The following is a 19,287-nucleotide window of genomic DNA, read 5'->3' as shown; positions in this document are numbered from 1 at the left end:
TACCAAAATGCGCCCACGTACTCTGACGCCAGGCATCCTTTGCCGGGTGTCAGGGCACGTAAAGACCGAGGAAGGCAAGCGACGCGTACACCACCAGCATCGCGGCGCAGACCACAAGGACGATGCGCAGGACCTCGTCGCGTCGGGTGAGCCCGGCCGCGACCAAGAGGTATGGAAAGGTCCCATACGCATACCGTTCACTTGAATCAAGATTGCTGCCAGTGAGTACCGCGGCCATCGTCAACGCGGCCCACAACGTGTATGAGGCCGGCAGCGTCCGCGCCATCACGACGAGCAGCACCACGAACAGCGCCAACCATGGAACGTGCAGACCCGTGCCCACCTCGCCGTGAGTGATACCCCGGGTCGCCGCCCAGAGCACAGCGGCGGGGTTCGACGAGCTGCCGTGCAGCGACTCCTGGCGTTGCACCCGCAGCGGTAGCAGCGCATCCGCATACGCGATCTGCGCCCACAGCCCGAACAGCGCGAAACCGGCCGCGGGTGCGAGCACGGCCGCCACCCGGCGCAGCCGGTCCATGATCATGACTGTCCCGAACCCGCGAAGGGCCTCGAGCGCAGCCGGTGCGACCAACAGGATGCCGACAGGTCGGCACAGCCCCGCAAGCAGCCCACAGACCGCGGCGAGTTCCCACCGCCGTGTCCGCAGGCCCGCGAACACACCAACGGCCAGCAGCCCCCACAATGCCTCGGTATAGCCCATGACCAGCACGAACGCGGGCGGTGCCAACGAGGCGAGCCACACCACCCGCGATATTGCCGCCGGGTCGAGACCCTCGGAGCGGGCCAGCCACGCGAGCGCCGCCACGAAGACGAAAGCGATCATGTTCACCAGGACGAGCAGTGTGCCGCCGGTGTGGCCGCCCAGACCGGGAACCACGGTGACCGCCCGGACCAACAGCGGCAGCAGGGGGAAGAAACGCAGTCCCTGTTCGCCGACCCCGGCGTATCCGTGCTCGGCGATACCCGTGTACCAGCCGGCATCCCAGCCGAGCAGCCCGGTCAGCTGGAACGGCGTGACAGCCGCTGGATGCAGCGCGTCATGTCCCGCGGCGAGCTGGCCGGCGATGTAGCGGGCCAGGGCGTACGCGGCGCCGGTCACGATGCGCGTGGCACACCAGGCGAGGGTGATCTCGCGCAGGGGCAGGGTCCGCCATCCCCGCGGGCCTGGTCCGCCTCGCGGGGGCTGCGCGGGGCACACGTCCGCCGCCGACGGCGCGAAGAACCACGATCGCACCGCCGACGGCGATCCAGCCGTCGATCCCGACGAGCCCAAGGGAGGTCAGGGCTGGAAGCGTAGGAGGGTGAAGTTCTCCCACACCCTGGCCGACTCGCCCTGGCGCATCACCTCGTCGGCCAGTGGACGCCTGTCCTGCAGACGGCCACGGACCTGGGTACACAGGGTCTCGTATGTCCGATAGGCACCCGACCCGGCGAAGAACACCGTGTGAGCGGAGCCGGCCTGCGCGAGCGCCCTGTCGGCGACGACAACGCCGTTCGCCTTCGAGTTACGCGCCTCGTAGTCCGTCCAGTCGACGCGGTCCGGCGGTAGGTAGGTCGGGACGACATACACGTGCATCCAGGCCGGAACGGTGCGGGACAGTCCCGGGCCGAGCTGGTCCGGACAGACCAGCAGCACGTCGCCGGGCCGCCCGAGACGTTCGAGCACGGCCGCGGCCTGGCTCGCCTGGGAGCGGGTGCGGGACAGGTCGCCATAACCACCGACAAGACCGAGCAACGCACACACAATGATGATCCCGCGGAACAGTCGACTGTCCACGACGACGGTCGCACCAAGGCCGATGACCAACAGGAACGGCACGAACGCGGTGGCGGTGTACCGATCCGCCCAGGCGTTGCCCACCACTTTTCCCGCGGCCACGGCGACGAAGAGCGTCACCGTGGCCAGGAAGAACAGCGTGCGACCCGGTTCCATACCCTTCAGGTCGACCAGTACGTATCGGCCGTCGACCGCCCGGCCGGCGATCCCCGCGGCGGCGAGCCCGGTGATGAGGAACAGCAGCGTCCGCCCCTGGGTGGTGGGACCGCCCGCCCACTGCCCGTAGGCGTGTGAGATCGCCGCGAAGGTCGCCGGTTCTCCCCAGGGCGTCCCGGTGTGCGCCATCTGGTAGAAGAACCCGCCCAACCAGGGAGCGAACACGAGGCCACCACCGGCGATGCCGGCCAGCGCTGCCAGCGGTGGCCGGGGGCCCCACGCCGCGCGCGGCCTCACCACGACCAGCGCAAGCCAGCCGGCCACCGTGAACAGCAGGTAGAAACACCAGTAGTGGGTGAGCGCCAGCATGCCGGAGCACAGCGCCAACGCGGCGACCGAACCCGCCGAGCGCCGATTGAGCGTGGCTTCCAGTGCCAGCCCACCAGCTGCGGTCAGCAGCACCACCAGGCTGTACATCCGGGTCTCGGTGGCGAAGTACAGCGCGAACGGTGAGGTGAGGTAGAGCACCACCGCCACCCGGGCTGCGCGCTCACCGACGACGCGGCGAGCCAGCAGGTACAGCGGCCCGGCGGCAGCCAGGTTCATCAGGGCCGACAGTGTCCGCACCGCGAACGTGCCGACTCCGAACAGCTCGACCCAGCCGTGTAACAGCAGGTAGTACAGCGGCGGCGAGCCATCCTGGCGAAGCCCGTCAAACAGCGTTGTGCCCGGCCCGGTCAGTGGAAGTCGCGCAATGGCGACGCTCTGCGCTTCGTCCAACCACAACGCCTGGCGGGCGGAAAAACGTACCACCACGGCTATGACAACGAGAGCGAAAATTATCGCCTTGAAAACAAAACCGTCCCGTTGCGCCCGGGGCCGGCTCCCTTCGGCCGGCCCCGGGATGTTCTCCAGCGGCCGTACCGCGACGTCGGTCACGGTCAGTTCCCCCTCTGGTTCCCGTGACGCCGACTAGTGCGGTGTCTTCGCGTAACCGGGGGAGACCTCTTCGTGATAGTCCTCTTCCACGTTGACGCTCCACACGTCGTGCCCGGCCCCGTCAGCGAGGTTCTGGACGGTAAGCAGCGCAGTGTACATCGAATGGTCCTGATTGTTGTACCGATGCATACCGTTGCGGCCGACCGGGTGAACATTCGGCGTGGCCTCGGCCAGCCATCCACGCATGATGTCCACGTTCTTCTTGTAGTCCGCATCGTAGAACGGGTATGCCTTCGGCATGCGGACGACGAAACCGCGTTCCACCTGATCGGCCGGAACCAGACCCAACTGGGCGAGTTCCTTGGTGGCAAGTGCGATCAGGTCTTCATCGGGCATCGACCACGTCTCGTCACCCTCGAAGACGAAATACTCCATGCCGAGGCAGGTGCGGCCCTCCTTCACCAGGAACGGCGACCAGGACGCGAAGTTCTGGATACGCCCGACCAACAGCTCGGGCGAGTGCACGTATATCCAGTTATCCGGAAAACCGGCGGACTCGGGCACCACCAGCGCGACGGTGAGGAAGTCGCGGTAGCGCAGCGCGTTTGCCGCCGCCAGCACGTGCGCCGGGGCGGGCGGGTCCATCACCCGGATCAGCGAGGAGAACGACATCGATGAGATGATCTCGTCCGCACTGTAGTGGTGCTCGGACCCGATGTCGGTCCGGGACGCCTCGGGCGCGCCCGCTCCAGGGCCGTATCCGCCGGTGACCACGGTCGTCACGCCGCTGGCCCGCCCGTCCGCATGATGGATCGTGCGGACCTTCTCCTCAAGTATGATCTTACCGCCACGCTCGGAGATCTTGTCCGCCGCAGTCTCCCACATCATTCCGGGCCCGTGCTTCGGGTACTGGAATTCCTCGATGAGAGAGGCGATGTTCTTCTGATTCCGCCTCGGCATGACCGCGTTCACGATGGCATTGAGCAGCGAGAGGTTCTTGATACGCTGCGCCGCCCAGTCAGCCTCGATCGTGCCGGCCGGTACCCCCCACACCTTCTCGGTGTAAGTCTTGAAGAAGATCCCGTAGAGGCGCCAGCCGAAACGGGCCGCGACCCAGCCCTCGAATTTGGTCTGGTCCTTCGGCGGCCGGACCCTCGCCCAGAAGTAGGAGAAGATGCAGCGCGCCGCCTCGAGCACGCCGAGGCCACGCAGAGCATTGCCGGCGCGCAGCGGGTAATCGAACAGTTTCCCGTTGTACATGATGCGGCTCGACCGCGGGCGCATCAGAAAGTCCTCATCAGGCAGAATCTCGTGCCAAAGAGTCTCGACCTCAGGCACCTTGGTGAAGAACCGGTGCCCGCCGATGTCGAAGCGCCAGCCTTCACGCTCCGCGGTGCGGCTGATGCCTCCCACCACCGAGTCACCTTCGAGAACCGTCACGGGTACGTCCCGCTTCACCAGCTCCCAGCCAGCTGTCAGACCTGCCGGTCCGGCTCCGATAACGACGACCTCGGGCTTTTCGGCCACTGTGCCTGACCTCTCCTCAACTCCGCACGCGATGGTCATCCGCGCGACACACTAAGAACGCCGGTGACAATAGTCCGGCTTGGCTTCTCAGTCTGGCATGAGCCGCGCGGGCACCTGTCCGCGCCCCCTCACGATTGCCACCGCATGATCCCGGACGACCTGCTCGGAGCCGACGCGGCGACCCGGTAACGCCTCTGGCATGGTGCACGTCATGGCGGCGTTCCTACCCGGCCGGGCGAACAATCCGACCACCACCTCCGGGTGGTTACGCCGGGATAGCCCAGCAGGGGGGACGCCAGGCCCGCTGCTGCTCGGCTGGTGTGCCGTCGCGGCGGGCATCGCCGCGGGCGACGGGCGCGGCCCATGGTCGCTGCCCTTGGTACTGATCGGCTGGGGCGCGGTGCTTGTCGGTGTCGGCAACGCAGGCACCAGGGCGCCCGGCGCGGACGCGCGCCTTGGCCGCGGGACGCCGTGGGTGATGTTGGCCATGGTCCTCGCGGTGGGGGTGGCGATGCGGCCCCGGTACTACGCCGGCGGCGGCTGGGCGTACGTCTCCGATGCGCTGGGCGTGGCCGGCGGCCTGCTCACCGCTGGGTCGATCCTGTGGTGGCTGCGCCCGGCACCGGGCGAGCGCGGCGCGGCGCGGTGGCTGGCATCACCGGCGTCCTTCTGGCCGATTGTCGGCCTCATGACAGCCGCCGGCGTCAGTATGATCATCGCGGCACCACAGCCGCGCATCGACGTCTTCCACCTCCTTCAGGTCTCCGCCCGCGGCCTGCTCGACGGCTCGGACATGTACCGCCAGCAGTGGGCGCCCAGCCACGCCGGGTATCCGGCGCACCAGTTGTTCGACGTCTACCCCTACCTGCCGGGTACGACGCTCGTCCTCGCGCCCTTCCGTCTGCTGCTCGCCGACGTCCGCTACGGCCTACTGCTCGCCTCGGTGGTCACGGCCGTCGCCATCCGCGCGATCATGTCCCGGGACGGCGCGCGGGCAGGGATACCGCTCCCGCCGGCGCTACCGCTGCTCGTCCTGACCTTCCCCGGTTCCATGTACGCCCTCCAGCAGTCCTGGACGGAGCCGCTGCTCACCGCATGCATCAGCGTGCTGGTGTGGGCGGTGACATCGGGTCGGGGCCGCTGGGCGGTCGTCGCGTTCGCCGTCGCCCTCGCCAGCAAGCAGCACATGGCGCTGCTGGTCCCGGTCGCCGCGGCCTGGCCGGCGTTCGGGCCCAGGCGCGCGCTGGCATCGGTCGCCGTCGCGGCGGCCACGGTTCTGCCCTGGGTGGTCGTCGGCCCGTCGGACTTCTGGGGAGACGCGGTGCTGACCAACCTTGGCTATCCCGTCCACGAGGATTCGCTGTCCGTGCCCGGTGTGCTCGCGCACGCGGGGATCACCACCGGTTTCGGCCCGATGGCGGTCGCGCTGACGGTCGCCTACTGGCTCGCCTGGCGGGTGCGGGCCGGGTCCGCGGAGTTCTGCGCCGGTGCGGGCGTCGTGCTCCTCACCCTGGATGTCATGAACAAACAGTCGTACTTCAACCATTACACGCTGCCGATGGCACTGCTGGTGACCGCGCTCGCCGCGGCGGGCGAGCGCCGGCCCGGACCGCCGGCCGTACTCGCTCAGCGCAGGGTGGAGAAGCGCTCCAGCGCCGCACCCTCGTAGACGATGCGACGATCGACTTGGAGGGTGCGGTCACGCAGGGCGGCAAGCTGGTCCGAGACGACCGCACAGGCCCCTTCCAGGGTCTTGTAACCGTCCGCGCGCACGAGGAACACGGCGTGGCCAGGTCCGGCCATGGTGTTGACCCGGGCGGCGAAGTCCGCGCCGCTCGCTCGTCGCATCCGAGCGGCGTAGTCAACCCAGTCGACCAGCGCCGGCCCGCTCTCGTCGGCATAGACGATCTGCTTGAGATCAAGATCGCCACGGCGTTCGATGGCCCGGAACACCGCCGGACCCAGCTGGTCAGGGCAGTAGGCGACCACATCTCCCGGTCGGGCCAGCGCCGCGATCCGGTTCGCGATCTCCCCTGCCTGGGTACGTTCCTGTCGCGCCATGTTCCAGCCGCCGGACAGCCCCGTCACACAGACAATCATCAGGATGGCCGTGCGTACCCGCCCGGGCAACTGGCCGATGCCGAGTGCAGCGAGCAGCAGGAAGGCCGGCAGCGAAATCCCGGTATAACGTTCCGTGTAAGCGCTACCACCAGTGGTGTTGACCAGGTAGGCGAGGGCGAGCGGGACGAGCCACAACGCGACCAGATAACGTCCGGGCACCCGTCCGGTCGGGACGATGTGCAGCCCGTCATCCTGCGGCCGGCCCGTCAAGCCGATCAGCGCCGCACCGAGCAGGACGACCCCGAGCAGCGCGCCGGTAGACGTCGGACCGGCCCAGTCGAACACCGTGTCCAGTAGGACCTGCGCCTGTACCCGCGCCGCCCACGGGGTGCCCGTGTGCAGCATCTGAAACAGGAAGGACGGCATCCACGGTGCGAACAGCACGGCCGAAGCAATCATCGCCAGCAGCGCGGACAGCGTCGAGCGGCGATAGGGAGCCCGTCCGCGCGACCGTACCGCGAGGAACACCGCAACGGTCGTGACCAGCAGAAACGTCCAATAGTGCGTGTAGACCAGTGCCGCGGTGGACACAGTCAGCACTGCCAGTCTGCGACGTGTCGGCCGTTCCAACGCCCGTACCAACGCAAGCCCGAACAGCAGCACCAGCAGAACCACCAGCGAGTACATCCGGGTCTCGCTGCCATACCGGATCGCGTACGGCGAGCACGCGAACAGCAGCAGGGCCGCCGTCCCCACCCGACCGAGCGTGGCGCCGTCGCCACTGCCGAACATCACCGCCACCCGCCCGACCCGCCGCCCGGCGATCCAGGCGACCGGCAGGGTGATCAGCGACAGAATGCCCGACAGCGCCCGGACCGCGACGTCCCCGGTTCCGAACAACCTGATCCACATGTGCAGGAGTAGGTAATACAAGGGCGGCGAACCGTCGTGGCGGAGTGCGTCGAGCAGCTGACCGACCGGTCTGCGAGAGATCTCAACCGTGAGCGATTCGTCCAGCCACAGGTGGCTCGGCGTGACAAACCGCAAGGACGCGCCGACCCCGATCGCACCCAGCACGGCGGCTATCAACAACTGACGGTTCCATCGTTCCCGCATCTGCGCCCACCTGGGCGGCATTGACCAGCCACCGGCACCATCGGGATCAGACACCGGCCGGCGGCCCGTCCGCTCGAGATCGTGACGAACCTGAACCTCCGCCCGCGGCTTCGGGACGGCCGATGGCACCGGTGCCGTCGCGACCGGTGCGACGGACACGAATGCGGATGCAGACACGGATGTGGATGCGGGCACGTCCGCCACCGGACTCCCAGAAAGGTCGGCGCTCACCACCGAGACGGTACCCACCGTGTCACCCGGCCGATCGGCCATGTCAGCCGCTCGACGCGTCGTGCGGTCTGCGGGGTACCGGTACCGGTACCGGTCGGCTCAGTACCTGTCGGTGGGGTCGTCCGGGTCAACCGGGATTTCCTGCGCGAGCAGGACGGGAAGAAGCGTGCAACGCCGGCGACCGTCGGCCTGGCGTACCGCGCCCCGCAACGCCGGGCCGCCCACCGACACCACCGACAGGTGCCGCTGTGCCCGGGTCAGCGCGGTGTAGATCAGCGGACGGGTCAGCATCCGGCCCGCCTCCGGCGGGAACACCGCCACCACGGCCGGCCACTCACTGCCCTGAGCGCGATGGACCGTGACCGCCCAGCCGTGCCGCAGATCTCCGAGCGCTCCGCCCGGGACCTCGACATCCCCGCCGGGAAAGGCCACCGTGAGCGCGCCTCGATCACCGACGCCGCGTACCACCCCGATCTCCCCGTTGGCGAACCCGTCGTCGAGATGGTTCGCGGTGGCAACCACCCGGTCGCCGATGTCAAACCCGCCCGATGCCCCCCCACCCGATGCCCCCCCACCGGGGTTGAGTACCTGCTTGAGCGCCTTGTTCAGCGCAGCCGTTCCGGCGGGTCCACCGTGGACGGGAGTCACGACCTGCACGTCCGCCACGGATATTCCCAGCGCCCGCGGGATGGAGTCGGTGACAAGCTGAACAACCCGGTGGGCCGCTTCCCCGGCACTGCGGGCGGGAACGACCACCACCTCGCGGTCCGGCCCGGACGGGGGAGGCGGGAGCTCACCTGCGCGGACCGCCATGGCGAGCGTCGCGATCCCACCGCCTTCGGACTGCCGGTAAAGTCGCCGCAGTTCGGTGACGGGCGCCACCTCGGCCGCGAGCAGGTCTGCGAGCACCCGGCCCGGACCGATGCTGGGCAGCTGGGCGGGGTCTCCGACGAGCAGCAGATGGGTACCGTCGGCGCACGCGTCGAACAGCGCGGCGGCGAGCTCGGCGTCGAGCATGGACGCCTCGTCGACGACGACGAGGTCAGCCTCGATGGGATTCTCCGCGTCACGCGCGAAGGCTCCGGACGTTCCCTGCGCCGCCAACAGCCGGTGCAAGGTGCTTGCCGGCCACTCGCACAACTCCTCCAGGCGTTTGGCGGCCCGGCCGGTCGGCGCCGCCAGGGCGATCCGTGCGCCGGCCGCGTGGGCGAGGCGCACGACCGCGGCAACCGTCCGGCTCTTGCCGGTCCCCGGTCCGCCGGTGAGCATGCTCACCCCGACGTCGAGCGCGGTGCGCGCCCCGTGCAGCTGGGTCTGGTCAAGGCCGGCCAGGATGGTGGCGAGATCGTCGGCGCCGCCGTCGCTGTCGTCGTCGTTGTCCGGATCCCCGACCTGATCCTCATGCTCATCCTCGACGTCTTCCTCCGCGAGGTCGTCGAACATGCCCGGATGGTCAACCGGCGCTGCGACGGCCACCGGTACCGGGATGGCCGACTGCGCTGACCGCGCTGACCGCGCTGACCGCGTGCTCCCGGGGCGCAGCGGCTCGGCGATGGCCAGCAGCCGGGCGACACCCTCGGCCACCGTCTGCTCGGCCACGGCGTACCGGTCGAGCGCGGCCAGCTCACCGTTTATGATCACACGGCCGTCCTCGATCGCGGTACGAAGCGCCGCGGCCGGGTCCGCGACACCGTCACGGGCCGCAGTCCGAACGAGCATGTCCAACGGCGCCGCGGTGTCGCCGAAGCGGGAGGCGGCCCGCCCGAGCAGGTAGGCGACCACCGCCGGGCCACGTCGGGGATCGTCACGCCCGGCGCCCGTCGCGCGGGCAAGCCGGTCGGCCTGGGTGAGTTCGGCCTCGCCGCCGGCGAGCAGCGCCCAGGGATCCGCGGTCAGCGCGTCGGCCACCCCCGGCCCGAGCTCGTCGACCAGCCTGCGCACCAGACGGACCGGCAGATCGGCCGCGACGAGCAACTCCGCCGCGCGATAGGCGCCGCCGGCAGCGGCGAAGGAGTCCACCAGGCGCCGGGCTCGGGCGGGGGTGACGCCCTGGATCGTTGCCAACCGGGTCGCGTCGACGTCCGCCGGGCCCCGGATCCCCGCCTCGGGCAGCCGGGCAGCGGTCGTACGGCCGAGCCCCGGCCACAGCCCCGCCGCGCAGAACGCGCTGAAGACGGTCACCGGGGCGACCGCCGGAACCTCACCCGGTGTCACACCGGGGGTCTGGTCAGTCAGGCTTGTCTCGGCTGCCATTGCGGAAGCCTACGGCGTGCTTAGTGGTCGGCGCCGGCAGACCCCGCGCAACTTCCAGCGCCGACCACTAAGATGCGTTCCTTGTGGATACCCGGTGACCACCGTCCTGCTCGTCCGTCACGGTCTCACCGCTGTGACGGGGACCGTTCTACTCGGCTGGACTCCAGGTGTCGGTCTTGACGACCGCGGTAAGGCACAGGCCGCGGCGCTGGCACAGCGTCTCGCCTCGATACCGCTCACCGCGATCGTCTCCAGCCCGTTGCAACGCTGCGAGGAAACAGCCCTGGCGATCGCGGAGCAACAGGGCGAACCGAAACCCGAACCGTGCGACGACGATCCCGTGGTCACCATCGACGACCGTCTCGGGGAGTGCCGATACGGCGACTGGACCGGTCAGGAAATGACGACGCTGACCAAGGACCCGTTGTGGCGGACCGTTCAGGAGCACCCGAGCGCGGTTGTCTTCCCCGGGTCCGAGGGAGAGGCCCTGCGTGACACCCAGCACCGCGCGGTCGCGGCGATTCGCGACTGGAACGCACGCCTCGGGCCGGACGCGGTCTGGCTCGCCTGCTCCCATGGCGATGTCATCAAGTCGATCGTCGCGGATGCCATGGGCATCCACCTGGATCTGTTTCAGCGCATCTCCGTGGATCCCTGTTCACTGACAGCCATCCGTTACACCGAACATCGGCCGTTCGTCATCAGAGTGAACGACCGTGGTGGTGCGGTCGCGGATCTGCTGCCAGCCCCGCGGACTCCCGGTGAGGCGCCGGAGGGTGACGCTGTCGTCGGCGGCGGTGATGGGCAAGGCGGTAATGCGCCGGGCGGTGCTGGACAGAGCCGCGCGCCCGGCGGAGAGCCACGGGACAGTCGTGAACATGGGCGGCGAGACTGAAGGACGTGAGCGAGTCTGTATCCAGCGTTGCGCCCGGCGGACGCCCGCCCCTCGAACCGCTTGACGCCGGCGGGCTCGACGCCGCCGGCGCTCTGAGGCTTCTGCGTGACGGTACGATAACCGTCACCGGACGCCTGGTTGACGCCAGTAACGCGACCTTGTACTGCGAGATCAGCCACGACGGCGACACCGGACGCTGCGTCTACAAGCCGGTCCGTGGCGAACGCGCGTTGTGGGACTTTCCGGACGGGACGCTCGCCGGCCGCGAACGTGCGGCCTATCTGCTCTCCGAGGCCACCGGCGCGGGGATCGTGCCGCCCACCGTGCTGCGGGACGGCCCGTTCGGCACGGGCATGGTCCAACTCTGGATCGACATCGACGAGACCGTCGACCTGGTCGCGCTGACCCGGTCCGACGACCCTCAGCTGCGGGCGATCGCACTGTTCGACGCCGTGGTCAACAATGCCGACCGCAAAGGCAGTCACCTACTACCCGGCCCGTCCGGGCGGATCTACGGTATTGACCACGGCGTGACTTTTCACGTCGAGGACAAACTGCGCACGCTGCTGTGGACGTGGCGGGGGCAGCGCCTGCGTGCCGACGAACTCGAGCTCCTGGTCTGCCTGCGGGAGGCCGTCGGAGGCCGGCTCGCAGCCGCCCTGACAGGTCTGCTCACCGACGCGGAGATCGCGAGCCTCCGCGCCCGGATCGACAGGTTGCTGACCGAACGCCGTTTCCCGGTTCCTTCCGGCGACTGGCCGCCCATCCCCTGGCCGCCGTTCTAGGAGTAGCTCTGACGGCAATTGAGTCTGTCTGACACGGACCCGGCTACGCTGACACGCATGCGATCCTGGCCGGCCTCCGCACGCTCGCACCTTCCCGGTCGAGGATTCCCACTCCGGGTTTTCGACACAGCCACCGGCTCGGTACGTCCGCTCGAGGCCGGACCGACGGTGCGCATGTACGTTTGTGGAATCACCCCGTACGATGCCACGCATCTGGGGCATGCATTCACCTACCTCACCTACGATCTACTCACGCGGGTTCTGCTGGATGCCGGCCATGAGGTCCACTATGTCCAGAACATCACCGACGTCGACGATCCGTTGTTCGAACGGGCCCGGCGCGACGGGCTGGACTGGCAGGACATCGCCCGTAGCCAGACCGATCTGTTCCGGGCGGACATGACCGCACTGCGCATCCTGCCGCCGACCGCATATGTGGGAGCGGTCGAGTCGATTCCGCTGGTCATCGAACTGATCGAAAAACTGCGCAGCCGTGAGGCCACCTACTGGGTGGACCGCGACCTCTACTTTCCGATCGAGGCGGCCCCCCGTTTCGGCGAAATCTCCCGTCTCAGCTATGACTCGATGGTCGAACGAGCCGCGGGCAACGGCGGCGACCCCGACCGTCCCGGCAAGAACAACCCGCTCGACCCCCTGTTGTGGCGCGCCGAGCGCCCCGGCGAGCCGGCATGGCCGTCGCCGTTCGGACCGGGCAGGCCGGGCTGGCACATCGAATGTGCCGCCATCGCCCTGACCTATCTGGGCGAGAGCATCGACGTCCAGGGCGGCGGTATGGACCTCGTGTTTCCCCACCACGAATGCGGCGTCGCCCATGCGGAGGTCGCGACCGGTGTCCAGCCGTTCGCACGTACCTGTGTGCACACCGCCTTGGTCGGTCTCGACGGCCACAAGATGTCGAAGTCGAGGGGAAACCTCGAGTTCGTGTCCCGCCTGCTGGCCCGCGGCGTGCCACCGGCGGCGATCCGGATCGCGCTACTGGACCACCATCATACGGTCGGGTGGGAATGGGCTCCCTCGGCCGTGGACGTCGCCCGCGAACGGCTGGCCCGATGGCAGGCGGCGGCCGGCCACGAGCGCGGTCCCGATGCCCGTCCGCTACTCGACCAGGTACGTCGGCGGCTGGCCGACGATCTCGACGCGCCGGGTGCCGTCGCCGCTGTCGACCGCTGGGCGAGCGCTGCACTCACGGCCGGAGGTGATGTCCCGGACGCCCCGGCTTTGGCGCGTGCAATCATCGACTCGTTACTAGGGGTGGACATTAAGCCGGTCGTGGCTGGAGGACTTTCAGGTTGATGGGTGCCGACTACCACCGAACCGACACCGGAACCGACACCGGAACCAACGCCGAACGGCCGAGGTTCGATGAGGTGGCGCGGGGTTATGATCCACGTCAGGTTGAGGAGTACCTGGCCACGCTGTGGCGGTACGCCAGTCAGGTGACGCAGCGGGCGGCCGCGGCCGAAGCGGCTCTGCAGGCCGATCGCCGCCGCCGCGACGACGCCGCGGCCCTGCCTGACCTGCTCGCCGCGCACGCAGGTGGCCGGATCGGCCTCATGCTGGCCATCGCCCAGCAGGAAGCCGATGAGATCATCACGGGCGCCCGCGCCATCGCGGAGCAGGCGTTGGAGGAGGCCATCGAGGACGCCGCCGCCAACCATCCGATCGTGCGCAAGGCCCGTGAGCAGGCGGACAAACTACTCCTCGACGCGGTCGAGGAGTCGCGACAGCGCGCCCAGCGGCGCTTCGGCGACATCGAGGCACAGATCGCGCGGGTGGCGGGAATCCTCGAGGGGTTACGCCACCAGCAGGGCGAGGTTCTCGGCGCATTGTTGCGGGTCCGCAGCCTGATGAGCTCCAGCGAGATCGACCGCGCGGTCACGGACCTGGCGCGCGCCGGCACCACGACCGGCACCGGGCATACGCAGACCTCCGAGCAGTCCGGGACGAGTGCGGTGCACGATGTGACCGGAGCCGACGATGTGACCGGAGCCGACCCTGGCTTTTTCACCCGGGCATCGGCGGCGACGGGTACCGCTCGACCAGGCTACGGCAGCGAGGAGGACATCATCGACGCCGAGGTCGTCGATGAGTAGTCACTGCCCCCGCCTACGCAGGTAGCGTTCGAACTCACGGGCGATCGCGTCCCCGCTGGCTTCTGGTAGTTCGGTCTCGGGTTCGCGTGACTCCAGCGCGCGCACGTACTCGGCAACCTCGCTGTCGCCCTCGGCGAGCTCATCCACCTGACGTTCCCAGGCCCGGGCCCGTTCGGCCAGGTCGCCCAGGGGGATCTCCATGTCCAGGAGGTCCTCGACCCGCCGTAGCAGTGCCAGCGTCGCCTTCGGGCACGGCGGGTTCGCCACGTAGTGGGGGACCGCGGCCCAGAACGACACCGACGCGAGCCCGGCCCGGGAACACGCCTCCGCGAACACCCCGACGATGCCGGTGGGACCCTCGTACTTCGACGGGTCCAGCCGCAGGCGGGCGGCCGTAGCCGGGTCCCCGGCGGTTCCACTGATCGGCACCGGGCGGGTATGCGGGGAATCGGCGAGCAACGCGCCGAGGCTGACCACCATGTCGCTGCCGAGCGCATGAACCGTCTCGATCAGCTCGTCGGTGAAGCCACGCCAGCGCATGTTCGGCTCAAGACCACGGATGAGGACCAGGTCGTTGTCGCCATGGTCGGGGCGGGCGACCGACAGCCGCGTCGTCGGCCATGCGATCTTGCGGGACGTGCCGTCGGTTCCACTGACCGTGGGCCGGTTGACCTGGAAATCGTAGTAGTCGTCCGGATCGATGGCACCGATCACCTTCGCGTCGAACGCCGACTCCAGATGCTCGACGGCCGCGGACGACGCGTCCGCGGCATCGTTCCAGCCCTCGAAGGCAGCCACTACGATCGGCGACCGTAGCTGACCGACGCCGGAGAACTCGATCACCTGCCACCTCCTGCCGCCCCGCGGCGGCCCACTGCCCCCGTGACAGTGCAACGGTACGTCCTACGTTGGTGCGTGCCGGTGGATCCCTGCGACCCGCTGTTCCAGAAGTACCCGGTTGCCGGGCCGATCTGACCTGATCTGGCGAGCAGCCGACCACAACTGCGCCGACCAGGAGGTGGGTAACCCGGGCAAACCCGATTATGACCATGAGTCGCCACCACGATCGGCACGGGCACTACCGGTACGCTTCCCAGGTGCGAGCAGACCTGCTTTCCGCCCTGGCCGAACGGGTACTGGTAGCCGACGGCGCCATGGGAACGATGCTCCAGGCCGCTGATCTGAGCCTCGACGACTTCCATGGCCACGAAGGCTGCAACGAGATTCTGAACGTGACGCGTCCAGACGTGGTGCGGGCAGTACACGACGCCTACTTCGCTGTCGGGTGTGACGCAGTCGAGACGAACACGTTCGGAGTCAACCTCGCCAATCTCGGAGAGTACGGCATCGCTGACCGTATCGGGGAACTGGCGCAGGCGGGTGCCCGGCTAGCCCGTGAAGCTGCCGACTTCTGGAGTACGACCGACCAGCCCCGCTTCGTCCTCGGTTCGGTGGGCCCTGGAACGAAGCTGCCCACCTTGGGACACATCGCCTATGCACCGCTGCGGGACGCCTACCAGCGGCAGGTCGCCGGGTTGCTCGCGGGGGGCGTCGACGCCGTCCTGGTGGAGACCGCCCAGGACCTTCTGCAGGCAAAGGCCGCGATCATCGGAGCGCGCCGCGCGATGGCCGCCGCTGATCGTCGGGTCGTCCTCATCGCGCAGGTCACCGTGGAGCTGACCGGGTCGATGCTTCTCGGCTCGGAGATCGCCGCCGCGCTCACCGCGCTCGAGCCGCTCGGCATCGACCTGATCGGCCTGAACTGCGCGACCGGACCCACCGAGATGAGCGAACACCTGCGTCACCTGGCCCAGCACGCCCGAATCGGGCTCTCGGTCATGCCGAACGCCGGTCTGCCCACGCTTGGCCGCGACGGCGCCACCTACCCGCTGACCCCGGCCGAACTCGCCGACGCGCTCGACACCTTCACCCGTGACTACGGCGCCGTACTTGTCGGCGGTTGCTGCGGGACCACCCCCGAGCACCTGCGTCAGGTCGTCGAGCGTGTCGCCGGACGGGCCGTCACGCCACGGCGGCCGGCCGTCGAGGCCGCGGCGGCCTCGCTCTACCAGGCCGTGCCGTTCCGGCAGGACAATTCGGTGCTGATGGTGGGCGAGCGGACCAACACCAACGGTTCCAGGGCTTTCCGCGATGCGCTGATCGACAGCCGCTGGGATGACGTCATCGAGATCGCCCGCGCCGCCACCCGTGAGGGCGCGCACATGATCGACGTCTGTGTGGACTACGTCGGCCGGGACGGCCGGGTCGACATGCGGGAGGTCGCCGGCCGCTACGCCACCGCGTCCACGTTGCCGGTGATGCTCGACTCCACCGAACCCCCGGTCATCGAGGCGGGGCTGGAATGCCTCGGCGGGCGCTGCGTGGTGAACTCGGTCAACTTCGAGGACGGCGACGGCCCCGGCTCCCGGATCGCCACCGTGATGCCGATCATCCACGAACACGGCGCAGCCGCCGTCGCACTCTGCATCGACGAAGAAGGCCAGGCCCGGACCGTCGAGTGGAAGGTGCGGGTCGCCCAACGGCTGATCTCCTACCTGACCGGGCAGTGGGGGATGCGCGAGTCCGACATCCTCATCGACGCCCTGACCTTCACCCTCGGTACCGGGCAGGAGGAGTCGCGGGGTGACGGAGCCGCCACCATCGAGGCGATCCGCGAGATCAAACGACGCCACCCCGACGTGCAGACCATCCTCGGGCTGTCCAACATCTCCTTCGGTCTGAAGCCGGCCGCCCGGGTGGTGCTCAACTCGGTGTTCCTGGCCGAGTGCGTGAAAGCCGGCCTGGACGCGGCGATCGTGCATGCCTCCAAGATCCTTCCGATGGCACGCATCCCGGATTCCCAGCGCGAGGTCGCCCTCGACCTGGTCTACGACCGGCGCCGGGACGGCTACGATCCGCTGATCCGGTTCCTGGACCTGTTCGAGGGTGTCGAGGCCCATGTCGGCGGGCCGACCCGGGCCGAGGAACTGGCCGCCCTGCCCCTCGACGAACGGCTCCAACGGCGGATCATCGACGGTGAACGGACCGGGCTGGAGACCGACCTCGATGAGGCGATGCGCTCCCGGGATCCGCTGGCGATCATCAATGACACCCTGCTCACCGGTATGAAGGTCGTCGGTGACCTGTTCGGCTCCGGGCAGATGCAGCTGCCCTTCGTCCTGGCATCGGCCGAGGTCATGAAGGCCGCCGTGGCCTATCTCGAGCCGCACATGGAGAAGTCCGACACCCGGGGCAAGGGCACCCTGGTCCTTGCGACGGTCAAGGGCGACGTCCACGACATCGGCAAGAACCTCGTTGACATCATCCTGTCCAACAACGGCTACACGGTCGTCAACCTCGGGATCAAACAGCCGATCACGACGATCCTGGACGCGGCGGCCGAGCATCACGCCGACGCGATCGGCATGTCCGGGCTGCTGGTGAAATCCACCGTGATCATGAAGGAGAACCTCGCGGAGATGAACACCCGCGGGGTGGCGGCCATCTGGCCGGTGCTGCTCGGCGGCGCCGCCCTCACCCGTGCCTACGTCGAAGGAGACCTGGCGCAGCTCTACGAGGGCGATGTCCGCTATGCGCGGGACGCCTTCGAGGGCCTGTCCCTCATGGACGCGGTCATGGCGGCCAAGCGGGGCGAGGCACCGCCGCTCGCCGACGACCCGCGCACGGCTGAACGCCGGGCCCGCCGGGAGCGCACCGAACGGATCAAGGCTGCCAGGGCCGCAGCTCGGGCTGACGAGCCCGTGGCCGAGCTGCCGCCGCGTTCGGACGTGGCGACCGGCAACCCCGTGCCGGTGCCACCGTTCTGGGGGGACCGGATCGTCAAGGGCATCCCGCTGGCCGACTACGCCTCCTTCCTCGACGAGCGGGCGACGTTCCTCGGCCAATGGGGGCTGCGCGGCACCCGTGGAGGCGAGGGTCCCTCCTACGAGGAGCTGGTGGAGACGCAGGGACGTCCCCGGCTGCGGATGTGGCTCGACCGCATCGTCTCCGAGCAGATGCTGGAAGCCGCCGTCGTGTACGGGTACTTCCCGTGTGTCAGCAAGGGTGAGGATCTGATCGTCCTGTCCGCCGACGGTGGTGAGCGGGCCCGCTTCAGCTTCCCGCGCCAGCGCCGGGACCGCCGGCTGTGCCTGGCCGACTTCTACCGGTCGGAGGAATCCGGCGAAGTGGACGTCGTCCCCTTTATGATCATCACCATGGGTCGACGGATCAGTGCGGTCACGGCCGAACTCTTCGCCGCCGACTCCTACCGGGAGTACCTGGAGCTGCACGGGCTGTCGGTCCAGCTCACCGAGGCGTTGACCGAGTACTGGCACAAGCGGGTCCGCTCCGAACTGCTGCTACCGGATGGCACGCCCGCCGGCGCCGCCGATGCCGACGATCTTACCGGGGTCTTCCGGCAGAACTACCGCGGATCCCGTTACTCCTTCGGCTACCCGGCCTGCCCCGACTTGGAGCAGCAGGTCGGGGTGTTCGAACTGCTCGATCCGGGACGGGTCGGTGTGGAGCTGTCCGAGGAGTTCCAGCTCGTGCCGGAACAGTCCACCTCGGCGATCATCGCGCACCATCCCGAGGCCAAGTACTTCGCCACCTGATAGGTCGCCACGCTCACCCGACCTGGTATTCAGGTCAGGTGAGCGTTGACGATGGTGTTGCGGACGATGGTGTTGCGGCCGTCCTGTTCGACATGGACGGTCTGCTGGTTGACACCGAACCGCTGTGGACGGTGGCAGAGCACGAACTGGCGGCAAGCCTCGGTGGCCGGTTCACCCCGGAGATCAAGACGGCGATGATCGGGCACGGGATCGACACGGCCCTGCCGCTCATGCTCTCGATGCTCGGGGTATCAACCGCCGACCCGGACGCGGCCGCCCGCTTCCTGGTCAAGCGGACCGCCGAGCTGTTCGGCGAACCCGGCCGGATCGTCCCGATGCCGGGTTCCATCGCACTGCTGGACGTGCTGGCTGCCGCGGGGATCCCGACCGCCCTGGTGTCGTCGTCGTTCCGGGTACTGATGGATCCCGTCCTCGCCGCGATCGGCCTCGACCGGTTCGCGGTGACGGTCGCCGGCGACGAGGTCAGCCTGCGTAAGCCGCATCCGGAGCCGTACCTGACAGCGGCGAGCCTCCTGGGCGTGGTGCCAGCTCGGTGTGTGGTCCTCGAGGACAGTGAGGCTGGCGCGCGCGCCGGCCTCGGCGCAGGCTGCGCGACGGTTCTGGTCCCGTCGTACCCGATGGCGGCACCGTCCGCGGCCACCGCTGGGGCGACCGTTGTGGCGAGCCTGCGCGAGGTCACCGTGCGGCTACTCGACGGGCTGGTGTCGCCATCCCGAGGCAGCGTGCGGTACCGGGACACCGACGACGTCGACAGGGTGTGATGCCCGATGGCGTG

The 19,287-nt window shown here is 68.8% G+C and carries 13 protein-coding genes; 7 read left to right on the top strand and 6 right to left on the bottom strand.

What is annotated here, in order from left to right; all coding sequences use genetic code 11:
* Positions 1 to 49 precede the first annotated feature (49 nt).
* Genes U9978_RS05160 through U9978_RS05150 form a run of 3 tightly spaced genes read right to left on the bottom strand, consistent with a single transcriptional unit; the run spans position 50 to position 4,420 of the window.
* On the bottom strand, positions 50 to 1,255 hold the full coding sequence (locus U9978_RS05160) for a mannosyltransferase family protein (RefSeq protein ID WP_322759883.1): 1,206 nt from the start codon (positions 1,253 to 1,255) through the stop codon (positions 50 to 52).
* A gap of 45 nt (positions 1,256 to 1,300) precedes the next feature.
* On the bottom strand, positions 1,301 to 2,893 hold the full coding sequence (locus U9978_RS05155; RefSeq protein WP_322759882.1) for a glycosyltransferase family 39 protein: 1,593 nt from the start codon (positions 2,891 to 2,893) through the stop codon (positions 1,301 to 1,303).
* 33 nt (positions 2,894 to 2,926) lie between these two features.
* Positions 2,927 to 4,420 carry an NAD(P)/FAD-dependent oxidoreductase gene (locus U9978_RS05150; protein ID WP_322759881.1) on the bottom strand — a complete coding sequence of 498 codons (1,494 nt, stop codon included), beginning with the start codon at positions 4,418 to 4,420 and terminating at the stop codon, positions 2,927 to 2,929.
* Between the two features lie 211 nt (positions 4,421 to 4,631).
* Between U9978_RS05150 and U9978_RS05145 the strand changes: the two genes are divergently transcribed.
* Positions 4,632 to 6,089, top strand: coding sequence for a glycosyltransferase 87 family protein (locus tag U9978_RS05145; RefSeq protein WP_322759880.1), 1,458 nt, complete (start codon positions 4,632 to 4,634; stop codon positions 6,087 to 6,089).
* On the opposite strand, the gene U9978_RS05140 is transcribed toward U9978_RS05145, so the two are convergent.
* Complete coding sequence (locus U9978_RS05140; protein ID WP_322759879.1) at positions 6,047 to 7,870, bottom strand: glycosyltransferase family 39 protein; 1,824 nt, start codon at positions 7,868 to 7,870, stop codon at positions 6,047 to 6,049. The genes U9978_RS05145 and U9978_RS05140 overlap by 43 nt on opposite strands.
* A 57-nt stretch (positions 7,871 to 7,927) precedes the next feature.
* Positions 7,928 to 10,081, bottom strand: a complete 2,154-nt coding sequence (locus U9978_RS05135) for an AAA family ATPase (RefSeq protein ID WP_322759878.1) — start codon at positions 10,079 to 10,081, stop codon at positions 7,928 to 7,930.
* A 94-nt stretch (positions 10,082 to 10,175) separates the two neighbouring features.
* Here U9978_RS05135 and U9978_RS05130 point away from each other — a divergent pair, with 94 nt between their 5' ends.
* Genes U9978_RS05130 through U9978_RS05115 form a run of 4 tightly spaced genes read left to right on the top strand, consistent with a single transcriptional unit; the run spans position 10,176 to position 13,875 of the window.
* The gene (locus U9978_RS05130; RefSeq protein ID WP_322759877.1) at positions 10,176 to 10,976 is read left to right on the top strand and encodes an MSMEG_4193 family putative phosphomutase; all 801 of its coding nucleotides are present in this window, start codon (positions 10,176 to 10,178) and stop codon (positions 10,974 to 10,976) included.
* A 5-nt stretch (positions 10,977 to 10,981) separates the two neighbouring features.
* Entirely contained in the window at positions 10,982 to 11,761 is a 780-nt protein-coding gene (locus U9978_RS05125) for an SCO1664 family protein (RefSeq protein WP_322759876.1), read from the top strand.
* Positions 11,762 to 11,818: 57 nt separating this feature from the next.
* Positions 11,819 to 13,075 (top strand): cysteine--1-D-myo-inosityl 2-amino-2-deoxy-alpha-D-glucopyranoside ligase, encoded by a 1,257-nt coding sequence (gene mshC / locus U9978_RS05120; protein WP_322759875.1) that lies wholly within the window; start codon positions 11,819 to 11,821, stop codon positions 13,073 to 13,075.
* Positions 13,075 to 13,875, top strand: coding sequence for a hypothetical protein (locus U9978_RS05115; RefSeq protein WP_322759874.1), 801 nt, complete (start codon positions 13,075 to 13,077; stop codon positions 13,873 to 13,875). Before mshC ends, U9978_RS05115 begins: the two co-directional genes overlap by 1 nt.
* Here U9978_RS05115 and U9978_RS05110 read toward each other — a convergent pair whose 3' ends face one another.
* Complete coding sequence (locus U9978_RS05110) at positions 13,876 to 14,718, bottom strand: PAC2 family protein (protein WP_322759873.1); 843 nt, start codon at positions 14,716 to 14,718, stop codon at positions 13,876 to 13,878.
* A 206-nt stretch (positions 14,719 to 14,924) separates the two neighbouring features.
* Between U9978_RS05110 and metH the strand changes: the two genes are divergently transcribed.
* Positions 14,925 to 18,491 carry a methionine synthase gene (gene metH / locus U9978_RS05105; RefSeq protein ID WP_322759872.1) on the top strand — a complete coding sequence of 1,189 codons (3,567 nt, stop codon included), beginning with the start codon at positions 14,925 to 14,927 and terminating at the stop codon, positions 18,489 to 18,491.
* Between the two features lie 38 nt (positions 18,492 to 18,529).
* Entirely contained in the window at positions 18,530 to 19,273 is a 744-nt protein-coding gene (locus U9978_RS05100) for an HAD family phosphatase (RefSeq protein WP_322759871.1), read from the top strand.
* The last annotated feature ends 14 nt before the right edge of the window (positions 19,274 to 19,287 follow it).

The organism is Protofrankia sp. Cr2 (genome assembly GCF_963555885.1).
GTDB lineage: Bacteria > Actinomycetota > Actinomycetes > Frankiales > Frankiaceae > Protofrankia.
This window is presented reverse-complemented; position numbering and strand designations above follow the sequence as displayed.